We start from the raw sequence: 15,461 nt of genomic DNA, 5'->3' as shown, positions 1-15,461 counted from the left end.
TGGGCTGTATAATAATCTAGCCAACCTCAAAGCTCAATCGGATGCTTAAAACAAATAAAGGCATATATTTATAAGCGACTCGCAATGGGGTAAACTTAATGTGCTAACCAGCCTGAGGAGATAGCTTGAACTACTTAACTGCCACTAAAAATAAAAAATACTTAATGTATATTTCTCAGAATTATTCATACGCTATCTTGAGACCCTTGCAGGCGCAAATATTGGCACATGGTGGTGAAGTACGCTGGTTTTTAGCGGGTAGTGAAGTAAACCCCGATTTTTTAACCACAGACGAGCCACGTTTACATACCATAAAAGATGTTAAAAGCTGGGCTCCAAACATTACATTTATACCGGGAAATATAGTACCTAGTTTTATTCCGGGTAAAAAAGTAGCTGTATTTCATGGTTTTAATTCTGAAAAGCGCAGTTCTGAAGGTAATCGTGGTCATTTTACTATTCGTGGTTGTTACGATTTATATTGTACGCAAGGCCCAAATACAACAACCCGATTTAAAGAGCTAGCTAAGCAGCATGGTTTCTTTAAAGTAACAGAAACTGGCTGGCCAACACTCGATCCACTTTTTAGTAATACTTCAAATAATCCTTATGTAAGCGACGACCCTCGTCCTACTTTACTTATATGCTCTACTTTCTCACGAAAGCTATCACTTGCTCCTAAATTATATGAGCAAATAAAACATTTTAGTGAACAAGGTAAGTGGCGTATCTTAATGCAGTTTCATCCTAAAATGCCTACCGAATGGGTTAAAAAATATAAAGCGCTGAGTAACGAAAATCTAACATTTATTGAAACCGATAACGTTTTGCCGTTACTGCAAGCTGCTGATGTCATGCTGTGCGATACATCGTCAGTTCTTTTAATGTTTTTACTACTACGCAAACCGGTAGTCACGTTTTGTAATCAAAAACCACTTCCTCATTTACTTGATATTACCGACGCTGATGAAGTAGAAGCAGCTGTTGAACACGCGCTTACTAAACCTAGTGATTTAATGCAAAATATTGAAAGCTATTGCCAAGAACTTCACCCGTATACCGATGGCCAATCTAGTCAGCGCGTATTAAATGCAGCTAATGAATTTTTACAAAGTAACGAAAAACTAAAACCCAAACCATTAAATATAATAAGACAGCTAAAAATGCGTAAAGATCTAAACTACTGGGGTTGGTAACCTGATAATGATAAACCTGAAAAACGTAACTTTTAAGTGGCATAAAAGCGATAGCTCACTCACGCTCAACATAAAAGAGTTAGCTATAGAAAAAGGGGAGCATATTTTTTTACACGGCCCTAGTGGCTCAGGTAAATCGACCTTATTAGCGATTCTTGCTGGCATTAATACAGCCACTAGCGGTGAGGTATTAATTTTAAAACAAAACCTAACTACATTAAGCAATACCACCCGTGATGTTTTTAGAGCGGATCACATTGGCTACATTTTTCAAAACTTTAACCTGCTTCCTTATTTAACTCCTATTGAAAATATAACGCTTGGGTGTGAGTTTTCAAAAAGCCGAAAACAAAAAATATTAAAGCAATCATCAAATAAAAACTCTGCCTTACAACAAGAAGCCATACGATTATTAAATGCTTTAGGGCTTACTGCGCAGTATCATCATAAGGATGTAGCAGAGCTTAGTATTGGACAGCAACAGCGCGTTGCTGCCGCTCGTGCATTTATAGGCAGCCCTGAAATAATAATTGCAGATGAGCCCACATCAGCACTCGATACAAATAATCGTGAAAACTTTATAAAGCTACTGTTTAAACAAGCAAAGTTATCTGATAGTACGCTGGTATTTGTGAGCCACGATGAAACACTAAAGCCTTTATTTAACCGCTCCATTGACCTTATAAATTTGCAGGAGCAGGTATGATCATCGCTAAACTTGCTTACAAAAGCTTATTAAATCGCCGCGCAAGTGTACTGCTTACATTATTTACTATCGCAATTAGTGTAATGCTACTTTTGAGTATTGAACGTGTACGAATTGATGCTAAAAGTAGTTTTAGTAATACTATTTCGGGCACTGATTTAATTGTGGGTGCGCGTACCGGCGACATACAGTTGCTGCTTTCTTCGGTATTTAGAATTGGCCATACTAATAACGGCGTAAGTTGGAAAAGTTATGAATACATAACAAGTCAGCGAGGCGTAAAGTGGAGCATACCTATAAGCCTAGGCGACAGCCATAAAGGCCAAGCGGTACTAGGCACAACATTTGATTACTTTAGCCATTATCGCTTTGCAAAAAAACAAAATTTAACCTTTAACAAAGGCCACCCTTTTGCCGCAATTAACGAAGTGGTGCTAGGTAGTGAAGTCGCTAATAAGTTAGGCTACAAACTTAACGACTCTATTGTTATATCGCACGGCATGGGGAATACTAGTTTTCATCATCATGACGATAATCCATTTAAAATCGTCGGCATTTTAAACCCTACAGGCACGCCAGTTGATAAAACGCTGCATATTCCTTTGGCTGCAATCGATTTAATTCACGGCGGTAAAGCGAGCCTTGAGCATGAGCATGAGCATGAGCATGAGCATGAGCATGAGCATGAGCATGAGCATGAGCATGACGAACATAACAACCTAGTTGGTCATCCAAAGCAAATTACAGCATTTCTAATGGGATTTAATTCGCCTTTGTACACATTACAAATTAGGCGCAATATAAATCAATATAAGCAAGAAGCCTTACTTGGCATTATGCCAACCGTAACACTTAAAGAGTTATGGGAAATGCTCGCCATAGTAGAAAAAATACTATTGCTATTCTCAGCTGTTGTCGTGTTAGTAAGCTTACTTGGCATGTTAACGACATTGCTTGCAAACTTGAGCCAGCGACGTCGCGAACTTGCTATATTGCGCTCAGTAGGCGCTCGCCCTTGGCATTTATTTACACTTATAAGTATTGAGTCATTACTGACAACTTTACTTGGTTGCCTAGTAGGTAGTGCGCTTTATTACTTAGTTATTTTTTCAGCTGGCGGTTACTTACAAAGCCATGCTGGTATAAGCGTAAATATCACAATGCTCTCTTACTATGAACTGGGCTTAATCGGGGTTATTATGGCCGCAGGTTTTATTATTGGCTTAATACCCGCTACTCGCGCTTATTTTTATTCACTCAGCGATGGCATGAGTATAAAAGCATAATTTTTAGGTATTTTATGACATTTTTTAAAACAGCTTTTCAATACATTGCAGCTATTAGCTTATTATTTATAAGCGTAGCGAGCTATGCCAATCCACCAAAAGAAATTTTTTGGGAAGACTTAATTCCCAAAGGTCATATGCAAATAGACACTCAAGCACAAGCTAATCACGAAGGTAGCGATCAAAACTGGGTGCAACCTGATTTAGATGCACCAGTGGTAAAAGCGCTTGATGGTCAATCGGTAAGTTTGCCAGGTTTTGTTGTGCCACTTGAGGGCGATAGCGAAGTCATTACTGAGTTTTTACTCGTGCCTTATTTTGGCGCCTGTATACACGTACCACCACCACCGCCAAATCAAATAATCCATGTAACGATTAAAGGTGGTGTGCCTATAGATAGTCTGTACGACGCAATCGTTGTAACCGGAATAATAAGCACAGAAACATGGTCGGGCGAAATCGCACAGGTAGGATATAAAATGAAAGCAGTCGGTGTAGCACCGTTTGAGCTTTAAAATAAAGGGCCCGCTTTTAAAGCTGGCCCCTTAAATCTCATTAAATTTAGAATCGATAAAATTCAAATAACTAAATATTTAAATAACTACTTTTGGCAATTTGAGCAAAAAATAGTACTGCGTTGCCCTAATCTAATTTCTTCTAATTCGTTTTCGCACGTCATACATGGCTTGCCTTTGCGCCCATATACTAATAACTCTTGAGCAAAATACCCGGGCTTACCATCACTTTGTGCAAAGTCTTTAAGCGTTGTACCACCTTGCATAATGGCCGCAGCAAGCGTGTCTTTTATAATAGGGATAAGTGCTTGATAACGTTTGAGCGATACTTTTCCCGCTTCTCGCTTTGGATGTATACCCGCTTTAAATAACGATTCATTCGCGTAAATATTACCAACACCAACCACCACTGCGTTATCCATAATAAATTGCTTTACGGGTACTTTTTTATTGCGCGATTGTTCGTACACGCGTTTAGCAAAAAAATCATCGGTAAGCGGCTCAGGACCAAGCTTAGAGAGTAGCTTATGCACTTCACCGGGCTCTTGCCATAAGCAGCAACCAAAGCGACGAGGATCGTTTAAGCGCAGTGCTTTACCGTTGCCAAAAATAAACTCTACATGGTCATGCTTTTTAAGCGGCTCACTTTTATCTACAACACGTAAATTACCTGACATACCCAAATGTAAAATAGTACTGCCAAGCTCACAGTGTAAAAGTAAGTATTTAGCTCGTCGTTCAATACTTGTAACAACTAGCCCTTCAAGTTGATACACGTCATCGGGCACTGGCCAGCGCATACTGGCATTGTAAATATTTACCTTAGTAACAACTTGGTTTTGTACGTGGGGAGTGATGCCCATTCGGCTCACTTCTACCTCTGGTAATTCAGGCATTAATTAGACTCACTTTGTGAAAAATCAAAACTAGGAAATAACTGCTGAGCAGTTTTTAAATCGAGTGCGAGTATTCGCTGGCTTCTCTTTTCGAGTAAATAATATTGCCCATCGCCTTTGTAGAGCAAATAAACCCACGGCATACTTTCGCCAGCTAACTCAAATGTAGCAACGTATAAAGGTGCATTAGGGTTAAAAACAACAGACTCATTAACCCCCATTAACGCCGCGCTTTGCCATTGGTTAACTAAATCACTAAGCTGCTGCTCAGATGCTTGCCACACAAGCGGTATATCTTTTTGTAGTGGTGTTGTACGCCAACTTGTTCCTATGCGCTCAATTTTTTGATCAACAAATTGCAGTGTCAGTACAAAACTTTGCTGGGGGAGTACAGCTTGTAATGTTTGTTTATCCTCCCCTCCAAAAAGTTGCTTATGCCAGCCATTTAAAAAGAAGATCATAATCAACATCGAAAATATTATAACGTTGTTCCAACCTTTACGGCCCAGTCGCATATTTATACACCTAGTAAATTCAAGATTTTAAAGTGTAACTAAAACTTAATTGCACTGTCTATATGTTAAAGGGCGCAGACTTTGTTAGAATATTGGCAAATTTAAAGGAGTTCCGTCAATGTCTATGTATGTAGTGGGCCATAAAATCCCAGATTCAGATTCTATTTGTGGTGCAATTGCACTGGCTTATTTAAAAAACCAAATCGATGAGCCAGCAATTCCAACTCGTCTTGGTGAAATTTCACCTGAAACTCAATTTATCCTTGATAAATTTGGCTTCGAAGCACCAGAGCTTAAATTAAGCTACGCGGGTGAAGATGTGTATATTGTAGATCACACAGAAAAAACACAAGCACCTGATGATATCGACCAAGCGCGCGTTGTTGGCGTGGTAGATCACCACAAATTAGGTGACTTAACATCATCTACTCCGCTTGAATGTTGGATTCGTCCTGTTGGTTGTTCAAACACCATTATTAAAATGATGTACGACTTCTACAGCGTAGAAATCCCTAAAGACATCGCGGGTATTATGATGTGTGCAATTTTAAGCGACACCGTTATATTTAAATCGCCAACATGTACCACAGCCGATATTAAATGTGTTGAAGCGCTTGCTGAAATTGCAGGCATCGAAGACTTTAAAGAGCTTGGTATGGATATGTTCCGCGTTAAATCTGCGGTAGAAGACACACCAGCACGTGATTTAGTAATGCGTGACTTTAAAGATTTCAACATGAACGGAAACCTAGTAGGCATTGGCCAACTAGAAGTAATCGACCTTGCTGTTTTTGACGATATTAAAGCAGACCTTGCAGCCGATATTGCTAAGCTAAAAGTTGAGGGCAACCGCCACTCTGTATTTTTACTGCTTACCGATATAATGAAAGAAGGCTCAGAAATGCTAATTGTATCTGACGATGCAAACTTAGTTGAGCAGGCTTACGGTGTAAAACCTGAGAATGATAAAGTATGGTTAGATGGTGTACTGAGCCGTAAAAAGCAAGTAGTACCACCACTACAAGATGCATTCACAAAAATCTAATGTGTTTTCGCTAATTAATTTAAAAGCCTTGTTGGTTATGCCAACGAGGTTTTTTTATGTCAATTTGTTAGGGCGTGTTGTTTTTTGGTGGTTGAATTTGCAGCAGCATGTTGGTATTAAGGCAAGGCAGAGCCTATCGTGCGTGGTTGCTCCCCATAAATAGGCGATAATGCAGCATAAATGCCAAACATGCGCTGCCCGGTGGGTTCTTTCTAGGGACAATTAACTCCTTGTCGCCTACATGAACGTAGGTAAGGGGCGTAAGCAGGACGCGGAAGCTTTGCTCGATTTTTACTTAGCCCACTAGGTTACAAACCTCGCGCCGCGATTTAATTGTGCCCCTAGGTTGAACAAATTTCAATCCACAACGATTAACACGCCCTAATCATATTTTAAAAAACAAAAAACCCAGCCTAAGCTGGGTTTTTAAATTCTAAAAGAGATAAAATTACTTAATTTTAGCTTCTTTAAAAAGAACATGTTTACGAATCTTTGGATCAAACTTTTTGATTTCCATCTTCTCAGGCATGTTACGTTTGTTTTTGTCAGTAGTGTAGAAAAAACCAGTACCGGCAGTTGAAACTAAACGGATTTTATCGCGCATGATTCAGATCCTTAAACTTTTTCGCCGCGAGCACGGATTTCTGTAAGAACCGTGTCGATGCCTTTTTTATCGATAATACGCATACCTTTAGTAGTAGTGCGTAATGTTACAAAACGTTTTTCACTTTCAACCCAGAAACGGTGTGTTTGTAGGTTAGGTAGGAAACGACGTCTAGTCGCGTTTCTCGCGTGTGAACGGTGATTACCAACCGCAGGACGCTTACCTGTAACTTGACATACTTTAGACATGTCTATATATCTCCAATAACTTCGCTCGAGCTTAATTTAATCTAAGGCCGTGTATTTCCGCCCTAGAGATAAATCGAAGGGCGCTCTTTATACAGCTTTTACAGGCAAAGATCAAACACTGATCTATCCAATCAGCTCATATATGTAAATTTGATAGCGGCTAATTATAAAGATCGAATGCCCTTAGGGAAAGTAAAAACTGCATTTAAATTAAACTAATTTGCCAAAATACGTTAAACAGCTCATTTTTAACACACTTCTGTATCTAACAAAGCTAAATAAGGCCTCTCTCTGCAAACGAAACACACGCTTCCCCACCAACAATGATGTGATCAAGCACACTTATGTCGACCAATTGCAGTGCTTGCTGCAATTTATTCGTAATAAGTTTGTCTGCTTGGCTCGGTTCTGCAATACCACTTGGGTGATTATGTGCAAAAATAACAGCGGCTGCATTATTTTTAAGGGCAGCCTTTACCACTTCACGCGGATAAACACTGGCAGAATTAATTGTGCCATAAAAAAGTATTTCATCTTTTACTAATCTATTTTGGCTATCTAGGTATAACACCATAAATACTTCTTGTTGCAAGCCTCGCATTTGAATTGTTAGGTAGTCATAAACTGAGTTTGGCGAATTAAATACCGCATCTCGCTGGCAACGCTCCTGCATATAGCGCTGGCTTAGCTCTAACACAGCTTGTAGCTGTACATATTTAGCGGTCCCTAACCCCTTTTGAGAGCAAAACTCTTCAATACTGGCATTAAACAAATTATGCAGTGTTTTATTCTCGTTTAATAGATGCTGAGCCAACTCAATTACATTCATTCCTGGTAACCCTGTTCGTAAAAATATGGCAAGGAGCTCAGCATCAGTAAGCGCTTTAGCTCCTTTTGCGATCAATTTTTCACGAGGTCGAAGTGAGTTTGGAAGTGAAGTAAGTTGCATTATTCATCCTTGAGAGGCGAAAGTGTCTTATAAATGTAATGCAAATTTAAAATTTAGCCTGTTATTTCGAATTAAAAAACTTCGCTGTACGGGTAAAGATTTGTTATTTTAAGCCCAATATTTAATAAAAACTGATGAACATCCATGACTAACTTAACAAACAAAAAAATTGTACTAGGTATTACCGGCGGTATTGCAGCTTATAAATGTGCAGAACTCGTTAGGCGATTAAAAGACGCTGGTTGTGAAGTAAAAGTAGTTATGACTGAATCAGCTAAACACTTTATTACACCACTGACCATGCAAGCTGTTAGTGGAGAAACAGTCTCTGACTCGTTACTTGACCCTTCTGCTGAAGCTTCAATGGGGCATATTGAATTTGCAAAATGGGCTGACTTAATTTTAGTTGCTCCAGCTACCTGCAATATTATTGCTAAAATGGCAGCAGGCATTGCTGACGACCTACTAACAACGCTATTGCTAGCAACGCCTGCAAAAGTAGCCATAGCACCAGCCATGAACCAGCAAATGTATGCACACGCAGCTACGCAAGCAAATTTGACCACATTAAAAGCACGTAACGTACTTATTTGGGGCCCAGGTAAAGGTGAGCAAGCATGTGGCGATGTAGGCGCTGGACGCATGCTAGAGCCACATGAGCTAGTTGCACTATGTACAGCGAAAGAGCAACCGCAATTACTTGCAGGAAAAACAATTACAATAACGGCAGGCCCAACGCGAGAGCCTCTCGATCCGGTACGCTTTATATCTAATCACAGCTCTGGAAAAATGGGTTATGCACTGGCAGAAGCTGCTTTGCAATTCGGTGCTAAGGTTAATTTAATTTCGGGTCCTGTCACTATAAAAGTCCCTACTGGTGTAAACCTTATCAATATAGAAAGCGCTGAGGGGCTATTAACTGAGTCACTTACCTATGCACCACAATCAGATGCTTTTATAGGTTGCGCTGCTGTTGCGGACTATCGAGCTGCAAACATTGCGACTCAAAAAATGAAAAAGCAAGGCGACGAACTTACCCTTACTTTAACTAAAAACCCTGACGTAATTGCAGCTATTGCAAACCTTACACAAAACCGCCCCTATACGGTTGGATTTGCCGCCGAAACTCAAAATGTAGAAAGCTATGCTAAAGGTAAACTACAAAATAAAAATCTAGATATGATTTGCGCTAATGACGTATCAAAAAGTGGCTTAGGGTTTAATTCCGATCATAATGCTTTAACACTGTACTGGCACAATGAACAACTAGAATTACCAACAACAAGTAAAATAGAAATAGCTCGCAAGGTGATCGAACAGCTGGCTAAACATCTATAAAAAGGCTGGAAACAAACTGAATAAAACATTAACATACGCCATTCATTTGAACAAAAAATGACTAGGGTTCTTAACTGCGCCACTAAGAATAACTAATAAAAAGGAATGTTCATGCCTGCGACAAAAAGAAGTAATCGCAAAGAGCAAATACTGCAAGCACTCGCACAAATGTTAGAAACTAATTTAGGACAACGCATCACCACAGCAAAACTAGCTGCTGAGGTGGGTGTGTCTGAAGCTGCGCTATATCGTCATTTTCCGAGCAAAGCGCGTATGTTTGAGGGCTTAATTGAGTTTATTGAAGATACCCTTTTATCTCGTATAAATATTATTATTGAAAACGAAAAAGAAAGCCAAACGCGCATTTATAACATTCTATTATTACTTCTAACCTTTGCTGAAAAAAACCCAGGTATTACTCGCATTTTAACGGGCGATGCTCTGCAAGGTGAGCAGGAACGTTTACGTGAACGTGTACAAACCTTGTTTGAAAAACTAGAAACTCAGTTTAAACAAGTACTTCGTGAGCGCAAATTACGTGAGGGTAAAAACTTTCAAAGTGATGAGCTTACACTTGCAAACTTTTTGCTTGCCTACGTTGAAGGCAAAATGAATCAGTTTGTACGTAGTGATTTTAAAGCCAAACCAAGTGTTCAATTTGAAAAGCAATGGCTTGAGCTACAAAAAATTTGGCTGTAATGTTTGCTAAATTAATAAATTGAATACTAAAAAACGACCTGCGGGTCGTTTTGTCGTATATAGCTGCCATTTATCTGATCCGCTCGAATTATGAACCAAACTCGTTACAATGAAACAATGTCATAATACGAGAATCAATAATGAAAACAAAACTCACCCTATTAAGCACAGCACTCATTGCCAGCTTAACTAGCGCCGCTATACACGCTAAAGAATCGCTGCAATTTAAAGACGTATTTGGTTTTAAATCAGCTAAAAGCACACAACTGTCTGACAATGGTCAAGTACTCACTTTTAGTGCAACGCCGTATCGTGGAAATGCAACTGGCCAAGTTTACTCACTACAAAGCAATACACTCATCGCAGAAGTAGAACGCGGCACTAAGCCTCATATTAATAAAGCCGCTAACTGGGTCGCTTTTACACAAGTACCTACCTTACTTGAAAAAGAAACAACCAAAAAAAAAGACACTCTTAAAAACAATCTGGTACTCGTAAACACACAATCAGGTGCCCAACAAAGCTTTGCTGATGTAAAAGATTACACGTTATCAGATGACGGAATGTGGCTTGCTTATCGTTTGAATAAAAAAGACGATGACGCAAAAGTAGACGATAAAACCGATAGCACTAAAAACGAAGAAGATAACGCTATCACGCCCGATAAAAAAGATAAGAGCTATGCGCTTGTTATCGTAAATTTATCTGATAAACGCACCCATACAATAGAAAACGTATTTAGCTACGCTATTAACTCAACTAACAGCCAGCTATTAGTGAGTCAAAGTTACAGCGATGGTAATAACAACCAAATAGCGTTAATTGAGCTAAGTGACTTTAATTGCAGCGTATTAATTGATGAACCGGGCGTAATCGCAAATAAAATAGCGTGGCACCCAACTGACAATATTGCAGCGTTTACACTGGGTAATTATGTAAATGATGACACGCGCCGCCGAAGCTACACTTTACAGCTATATAAAAACGATAAACTTTCAACAATAGCCTCACCTAATAAAACATGGACCCTAGGTAAAACAGCCTCCCTTGAATGGTCAGAAAATGGCGAGCGTTTATATTTTGAAAACCATCCAAAATTAGCAGCTAAAGTAAAAGCCAAAGAATATACCGATGAAGCCTCACTATACGATTTTGACACAATTCGTGAACACAAAGGTTTAGATGTATGGCACAACAACGATGCGCAAATAAAACCACGTGAAGAGCAGCAATGGAACGAAGTTAATAAAAATCGCCATTACAGTGTGGTATATCACGTTAACTCGCAAAAAGTGGTACAGCTAAGTACCACTAATATGCCTGAGGTTGCACTAAACCCTCAGCGAGATGTATCTTTACTTGGCTCATCAAACATTCCCTACCTAGAAAAAATAATGTACGGCGGTTTTTTTGCTGATTACTTTGCAGTAAATATAAATACAGGTAAGCAAACACCCATTATTAGCAACTACCCATTTAGACCAAGCCTTGCACCAAATGGTGAATTTGCGGCTTATTTTAACGATAGCCAAATACAGCTAAAAGATTTAAAAAATAATAAAGTAACACCGCTTACAAAAGCGATTCAGGCAACCTTTGCTGATGATAAACACGACTACCCATCTACTCAACCTGGTTATGGTTTTGCTGGTTGGATGCTCGATAGCAGCCAAGTGCTTGCTTATAGTAAATACGATATTTGGGCATTTGACGTAAAAACGCAGCAAGCTAAACGCTTAACTAATGGTAAACAAAGCAATACGCAGTACCGTATTATTAAGCTTGATAAAACCCAAGTAGGCTTTAAAAAAGGCGATACATTACTTGTCTCTGCAATTAACTTACAAACTAAACAAAGCGAAGTTGCAAAGCTCGACTTAGCCACTAACACACTAACTAAGGTACTTAGCGGTAATAAACGCTTTGATATGGTTAAAAAAGCTAAAAAGGCTGATAAATACATATTTACCGAGCAAACTTATAATCAATTTCCTGATTACTACCAAACAGATTTTAGCTTTAGCGCACCAAAACAAGTGACCACGCTAAACCCACAAATTAGTAATTTTGCCTGGGGCGAAAAGCCAGAGCTGATAAGCTATAAAGGTTTTGATGGCGAAGACTTACAAGGCGTACTAATAAAACCTGCGGGCTATAAAAAAGGCGATAAAGTGCCTGTGGTTGTGTATTTTTACCGTTACATGAGCCAGCGTATGTTTGATTTTCCTAAAATGGAATTAAACCATCGCCCTAACTTCCCTATGTTTACCTCAAACGGTTATGCAGTATTTTTACCAGACATTCGTTTTGAAATAGGTCACCCAGGTAAATCGTCAACGCAAACCATGATAAACGCCACCCAAAAATTAATAGATTTAGGCATAGCCGACCCAGGTAAAATAGGCTTACAAGGTCACTCTTGGGCAGGTTATCAAAGTGCGTTTATGATAACCCAAACAAATATGTTTAAAGCGGTTGTATCTGGCGCGCCAGTATCAAACATGACAAGTGCTTACAGTGGCATACGTTTAAAATCGGGTCTTGCACGTCAATTTCAATACGAAACAGGGCAAAGCCGTATAGGTAAAAACTTATTTGAAGCACCAGAGCTGTACATAGAAAACTCACCAGTATTTTTTGCAGACAAAGTTAATACGCCTATTTTAATCATGTCTGGCGACAAAGATGATGCAGTGCCTTGGCATGAAAGCGTGCAGTATTATTTAGCACTACGCCGTGCAGGAAAAGACGCTACATTTTTACAATACGAGGGTGAACCACACCACTTGAAAAAGTTTCCTAATCAGGTCGATTTTTCAGTGCGTATGATGCAATACTTTGATCATTACTTAAAAGGCAAACCAGCTGCAAAGTGGATGACACAAGGCGAGGCATTCGTTGAAGAGTAAGTAACCCAAACAAAAAAGCCGATATTGCATAAACAATATCGGCTTTTTTGTTTTTAAAATGTGTGTTTTTTACCCTACAAACACAATTCTCTAAATGGCAATGTGGCTGCGCCAATTGATACCGGAAAATTATCAATATTAGATACCACCAACTTAGGCATAGGGCGTTTAGCGCCACGTCTAAATTGTGCATAAACCTCTGTACGTGCAATAACCTTTTCAGCCAACTCTTTTGGAATATGGCCACCAATAATAATCGCTTCAGCATCTAATAATGCAGAGCAACAGGTTGCCACTAAATCAAATGAGTCTTGAACTTTAAACAGCCACTCTTCAACGCCTGGCCAATCGGGGTCAAAGTTGTCATGCAGGTCGTAAATAGAAGTAACCGCTACGCCATTTTTTTTCAAAATACGTTTTAATAATTCAAGATTAGGGTGGGCATATAATTTAGGCGGTAGCATGTCGCCAAGCTCACCTGCATTTCCGTATGTACCGCGCAGTACGTCGCCATTATTTACAATACCACCACCAAATGCGGCCGATACAAACATATAAACAAAGTTTTTGTACTCACGACCAATACCTGCAACGCCCTCGCCTGCAGCTGCGCCTGTTGCATCGTTAACAACCCAAGTAGGGAGTTGAAAATGCTGCGACACAATATCGATAATATCAACCTGCGACCACTCTTCTAGCATATGGTGGGTATTCATTTTACCGTCCATTGAGCTAAAAAAGCCAGAGATCCCCACGCCCATCCCCAGTACTTTTTCACTCGGAATATCGCGCTCTGCGCTTATATCTTCCACCAGCTTTTGTGCACATTTAAGCACATTATTAATGCTCATATCCGACATTAGCTGCATATGGGTGTAAACCACCTTTCCCGTAAAGTCCATTACAGCAAGCGAAATAGCATCAAGCAAAATAGCTAAGCCAAAGGTAAATCCGTAATCGGGATTAAGGGCAATGCCAAACCCAGGTTTGCCTTTTTTATTAGGTATTAGCGTATCAGTTTGTACAATTACACCGTGTTGGGTTAACGACTTAAGTAAACGCGACACAGTTTGCTGTGGAATACGAGTTGCGCTCACAATATGACTTTGAGTTACGCACTTTTCCCAAAACACCACTTTTATAATATCGCGCTCAATATCTTGAAATAGTTTTTCGCCTTTTCCAAGCTCAAAACCAGAGCGTAATAAGTTACTGTTGTTTAACGAAAACATAGCTATTAACCCTAACAAAATTGGAGCACAAGATTACGTGAAACCATTATAAAGAACAAGTGGGCAAACTGCGCCTACTCAATCACTATCACTCTAAAATCATTCACATTTGTGTTAGTTGGCCCAGTAATAATTAAATCATCAATGGCTTTAAAAAACTGATGGCTATTATGTCCTTCTAACTGTGCGTGTAAGTTTTCGCCTGCATCTTGTGCGCGAGCAATCGTACTGTTATTTATATACGCACCCGCTACATCTTTACTACCATCAACACCATCGGTATCACAAGCAAGTGCGTAAATACCCGCTTCGCCATTAAGTACCTCAGCCAACGCCATTAAGTATTCCTGATTGGGCCCGCCATCGCCATAAACATCAGCAACGGTTACGGTAAGCTCGCCACCTGAGAACAACATAACGCGCTTGCCTTGGGCTTTTTGCTCAAGAGCGATAGCCGCATGTTGCTTTGCAACTTCTTTAGCCTCGCCTTGAATATCATACCCTAGTACCTGGGTTTCCCAGCCTTCGTGCTGTGCAACACCTATAGCGCTATCAATAGCATGCTGCGCATTTGCAATAATAAAGTACTCACCCACGGTATCAGCAACTCGTTCTTGCTCTGGTTTTAATAAATGCGCTTGAACCTCTGTAATTACCGGCCAATTGTACTTTTGTAAAATAGCCAGTGCAGCGGCTTTAGTACTGCCATCGCTAATAGTAGGGCCTGATGCTATATCACTTGGTTTATCCCCCACTACATCTGAAATAATAAGCGTAACGTAATCCGACTTAGCGGCCTGCGCTAACTTACCGCCTTTAACAAGTGACAACTGCTTACGCACTACATTTATTTCATCAACGCTTGCACCACTTCTAAGTAAAAACTGATTAAGCTTTTGCTTTTGTGAAAAAGGCACATCATCAACAGGTAGGCACATCAACGACGAACCGCCGCCCGAAATAATAAACAAAATAGGAATATCAGCCGGATTATTTTTTACAAGCTCCAATAACTCTTTGCCAGCAGCTAAGCTGTTATCGTCTGGTGTTGGGTGGTTTGCACTAAGCACTTTAATTCGCCCAGTATCACCGCTACTTTCGTAGCCATAACGTGTTACCACTGCGCCAAAACATTTATCACCATAAAAGCGATTAACTTCGGCGGCCATTTCAGCGGCGGCTTTACCCGCCCCAACTACACACAAACCTTTGCTTGCATCTACATTTTCTAAATACTTACTCATGCAAGCACTCGGTTTGCAGGCATTTACCGCAGTGGTAAATAAATCAATTAAAAACAACTTTTTAGAATCCATTAGTCAC

15 protein-coding genes are annotated in these 15,461 nt (G+C 39.8%); 8 read left to right on the top strand and 7 right to left on the bottom strand.

Translation table 11 applies throughout. From position 1 onward, the window contains the following. The first annotated feature begins 125 nt into the window (after nucleotides 1-125). Genes EU510_RS13225 through EU510_RS13210 form a run of 4 tightly spaced genes read left to right on the top strand, consistent with a single transcriptional unit; the run spans nucleotide 126 to nucleotide 3,703 of the window. Nucleotides 126-1,196, top strand: coding sequence for a CDP-glycerol glycerophosphotransferase family protein (locus EU510_RS13225; RefSeq protein ID WP_149593873.1), 1,071 nt, complete (start codon nucleotides 126-128; stop codon nucleotides 1,194-1,196). Between the two features lie 7 nt (nucleotides 1,197-1,203). After that, on the top strand, nucleotides 1,204-1,902 hold the full coding sequence (locus EU510_RS13220; RefSeq protein ID WP_149593872.1) for an ABC transporter ATP-binding protein: 699 nt from the start codon (nucleotides 1,204-1,206) through the stop codon (nucleotides 1,900-1,902). After that, nucleotides 1,899-3,188, top strand: a complete 1,290-nt coding sequence (locus EU510_RS13215) for an ABC transporter permease (protein ID WP_149593871.1) — start codon at nucleotides 1,899-1,901, stop codon at nucleotides 3,186-3,188. Before EU510_RS13220 ends, EU510_RS13215 begins: the two co-directional genes overlap by 4 nt. 14 nt (nucleotides 3,189-3,202) lie before the next feature. After that, complete coding sequence (locus tag EU510_RS13210) at nucleotides 3,203-3,703, top strand: DUF3299 domain-containing protein (RefSeq protein WP_149593870.1); 501 nt, start codon at nucleotides 3,203-3,205, stop codon at nucleotides 3,701-3,703. 86 nt (nucleotides 3,704-3,789) lie between these two features. Here EU510_RS13210 and mutM read toward each other — a convergent pair whose 3' ends face one another. Both mutM and EU510_RS13200 read right to left on the bottom strand, forming a co-directional pair. Further along, nucleotides 3,790-4,599 carry a bifunctional DNA-formamidopyrimidine glycosylase/DNA-(apurinic or apyrimidinic site) lyase gene (gene mutM, locus EU510_RS13205; RefSeq protein WP_149593869.1) on the bottom strand — a complete coding sequence of 270 codons (810 nt, stop codon included), beginning with the start codon at nucleotides 4,597-4,599 and terminating at the stop codon, nucleotides 3,790-3,792. Beyond that, nucleotides 4,599-5,114: a hypothetical protein gene (locus EU510_RS13200; RefSeq protein WP_149593868.1), complete on the bottom strand. Its 516-nt coding sequence runs from the start codon at nucleotides 5,112-5,114 to the stop codon at nucleotides 4,599-4,601. The genes mutM and EU510_RS13200 overlap by 1 nt, the downstream gene beginning before the upstream one ends. A gap of 118 nt (nucleotides 5,115-5,232) precedes the next feature. Here EU510_RS13200 and EU510_RS13195 point away from each other — a divergent pair, with 118 nt between their 5' ends. Further along, nucleotides 5,233-6,159: a manganese-dependent inorganic pyrophosphatase gene (locus tag EU510_RS13195; RefSeq protein ID WP_101216007.1), complete on the top strand. Its 927-nt coding sequence runs from the start codon at nucleotides 5,233-5,235 to the stop codon at nucleotides 6,157-6,159. A gap of 448 nt (nucleotides 6,160-6,607) precedes the next feature. Here the strand turns inward: EU510_RS13195 and rpmG are convergent, their stop codons facing one another. From rpmG to radC, 3 genes are all read right to left on the bottom strand, one after another. After that, entirely contained in the window at nucleotides 6,608-6,763 is a 156-nt protein-coding gene (gene rpmG / locus EU510_RS13190) for a 50S ribosomal protein L33 (protein ID WP_004335545.1), read from the bottom strand. Between the two features lie 11 nt (nucleotides 6,764-6,774). Next, nucleotides 6,775-7,011 (bottom strand): 50S ribosomal protein L28, encoded by a 237-nt coding sequence (rpmB, locus tag EU510_RS13185; protein ID WP_016708423.1) that lies wholly within the window; start codon nucleotides 7,009-7,011, stop codon nucleotides 6,775-6,777. 274 nt (nucleotides 7,012-7,285) lie between these two features. Beyond that, nucleotides 7,286-7,960 carry a RadC family protein gene (gene radC / locus EU510_RS13180; RefSeq protein WP_149593867.1) on the bottom strand — a complete coding sequence of 225 codons (675 nt, stop codon included), beginning with the start codon at nucleotides 7,958-7,960 and terminating at the stop codon, nucleotides 7,286-7,288. A 144-nt stretch (nucleotides 7,961-8,104) separates the two neighbouring features. Between radC and coaBC the strand changes: the two genes are divergently transcribed. The 3 genes from coaBC to EU510_RS13165 all read left to right on the top strand — a co-directional run bounded on the left by coaBC (nucleotide 8,105) and on the right by EU510_RS13165 (nucleotide 12,906). After that, nucleotides 8,105-9,298, top strand: coding sequence for a bifunctional phosphopantothenoylcysteine decarboxylase/phosphopantothenate--cysteine ligase CoaBC (coaBC, locus tag EU510_RS13175; protein WP_149593866.1), 1,194 nt, complete (start codon nucleotides 8,105-8,107; stop codon nucleotides 9,296-9,298). 111 nt (nucleotides 9,299-9,409) lie between these two features. Continuing rightward, nucleotides 9,410-9,997: a nucleoid occlusion factor SlmA gene (slmA, locus tag EU510_RS13170; protein WP_004335558.1), complete on the top strand. Its 588-nt coding sequence runs from the start codon at nucleotides 9,410-9,412 to the stop codon at nucleotides 9,995-9,997. 140 nt (nucleotides 9,998-10,137) lie between these two features. Beyond that, a complete protein-coding gene (locus tag EU510_RS13165) occupies nucleotides 10,138-12,906 on the top strand; it encodes a prolyl oligopeptidase family serine peptidase (protein WP_149593865.1) in 2,769 nt (922 codons plus the stop codon). 74 nt (nucleotides 12,907-12,980) lie between these two features. On the opposite strand, the gene EU510_RS13160 is transcribed toward EU510_RS13165, so the two are convergent. Together EU510_RS13160 and EU510_RS13155 are read right to left on the bottom strand one after the other, a co-directional pair. Beyond that, the gene (locus EU510_RS13160; RefSeq protein WP_002957728.1) at nucleotides 12,981-14,138 is read right to left on the bottom strand and encodes an ROK family transcriptional regulator; all 1,158 of its coding nucleotides are present in this window, start codon (nucleotides 14,136-14,138) and stop codon (nucleotides 12,981-12,983) included. Between the two features lie 74 nt (nucleotides 14,139-14,212). Then, nucleotides 14,213-15,454: a glycerate kinase gene (locus EU510_RS13155; protein WP_149593864.1), complete on the bottom strand. Its 1,242-nt coding sequence runs from the start codon at nucleotides 15,452-15,454 to the stop codon at nucleotides 14,213-14,215. Between the last annotated feature and the right edge of the window lie 7 nt (nucleotides 15,455-15,461).

Origin of the sequence: Pseudoalteromonas sp. FUC4, assembly GCF_008370255.1 — a bacterium.
Lineage (GTDB): Bacteria > Pseudomonadota > Gammaproteobacteria > Enterobacterales > Alteromonadaceae > Pseudoalteromonas.
This window is presented reverse-complemented; position numbering and strand designations above follow the sequence as displayed.

Excerpts from the sequence above, each read along its gene's own strand:
- EU510_RS13210 (WP_149593870.1), top strand. The coding sequence starts at position 3,203 with ATGACATTTTTTAAAACAGCTTTTCAATACATTGCAGCTATTAGCTTA.
- mutM (WP_149593869.1), bottom strand. The coding sequence starts at position 4,599 with ATGCCTGAATTACCAGAGGTAGAAGTGAGCCGAATGGGCATCACTCCC.
- EU510_RS13165 (WP_149593865.1), top strand. The coding sequence starts at position 10,138 with ATGAAAACAAAACTCACCCTATTAAGCACAGCACTCATTGCCAGCTTA.
- EU510_RS13160 (WP_002957728.1), bottom strand. The coding sequence starts at position 14,138 with ATGTTTTCGTTAAACAACAGTAACTTATTACGCTCTGGTTTTGAGCTT.
- EU510_RS13200 (WP_149593868.1), bottom strand. The coding sequence starts at position 5,114 with ATGCGACTGGGCCGTAAAGGTTGGAACAACGTTATAATATTTTCGATG.
- EU510_RS13155 (WP_149593864.1), bottom strand. The coding sequence starts at position 15,454 with ATGGATTCTAAAAAGTTGTTTTTAATTGATTTATTTACCACTGCGGTA.
- EU510_RS13220 (WP_149593872.1), top strand. The coding sequence starts at position 1,204 with ATGATAAACCTGAAAAACGTAACTTTTAAGTGGCATAAAAGCGATAGC.
- EU510_RS13215 (WP_149593871.1), top strand. The coding sequence starts at position 1,899 with ATGATCATCGCTAAACTTGCTTACAAAAGCTTATTAAATCGCCGCGCA.
- slmA (WP_004335558.1), top strand. The coding sequence starts at position 9,410 with ATGCCTGCGACAAAAAGAAGTAATCGCAAAGAGCAAATACTGCAAGCA.
- rpmB (WP_016708423.1), bottom strand. The coding sequence starts at position 7,011 with ATGTCTAAAGTATGTCAAGTTACAGGTAAGCGTCCTGCGGTTGGTAAT.
- EU510_RS13195 (WP_101216007.1), top strand. The coding sequence starts at position 5,233 with ATGTCTATGTATGTAGTGGGCCATAAAATCCCAGATTCAGATTCTATT.
- coaBC (WP_149593866.1), top strand. The coding sequence starts at position 8,105 with ATGACTAACTTAACAAACAAAAAAATTGTACTAGGTATTACCGGCGGT.
- radC (WP_149593867.1), bottom strand. The coding sequence starts at position 7,960 with ATGCAACTTACTTCACTTCCAAACTCACTTCGACCTCGTGAAAAATTG.
- rpmG (WP_004335545.1), bottom strand. The coding sequence starts at position 6,763 with ATGCGCGATAAAATCCGTTTAGTTTCAACTGCCGGTACTGGTTTTTTC.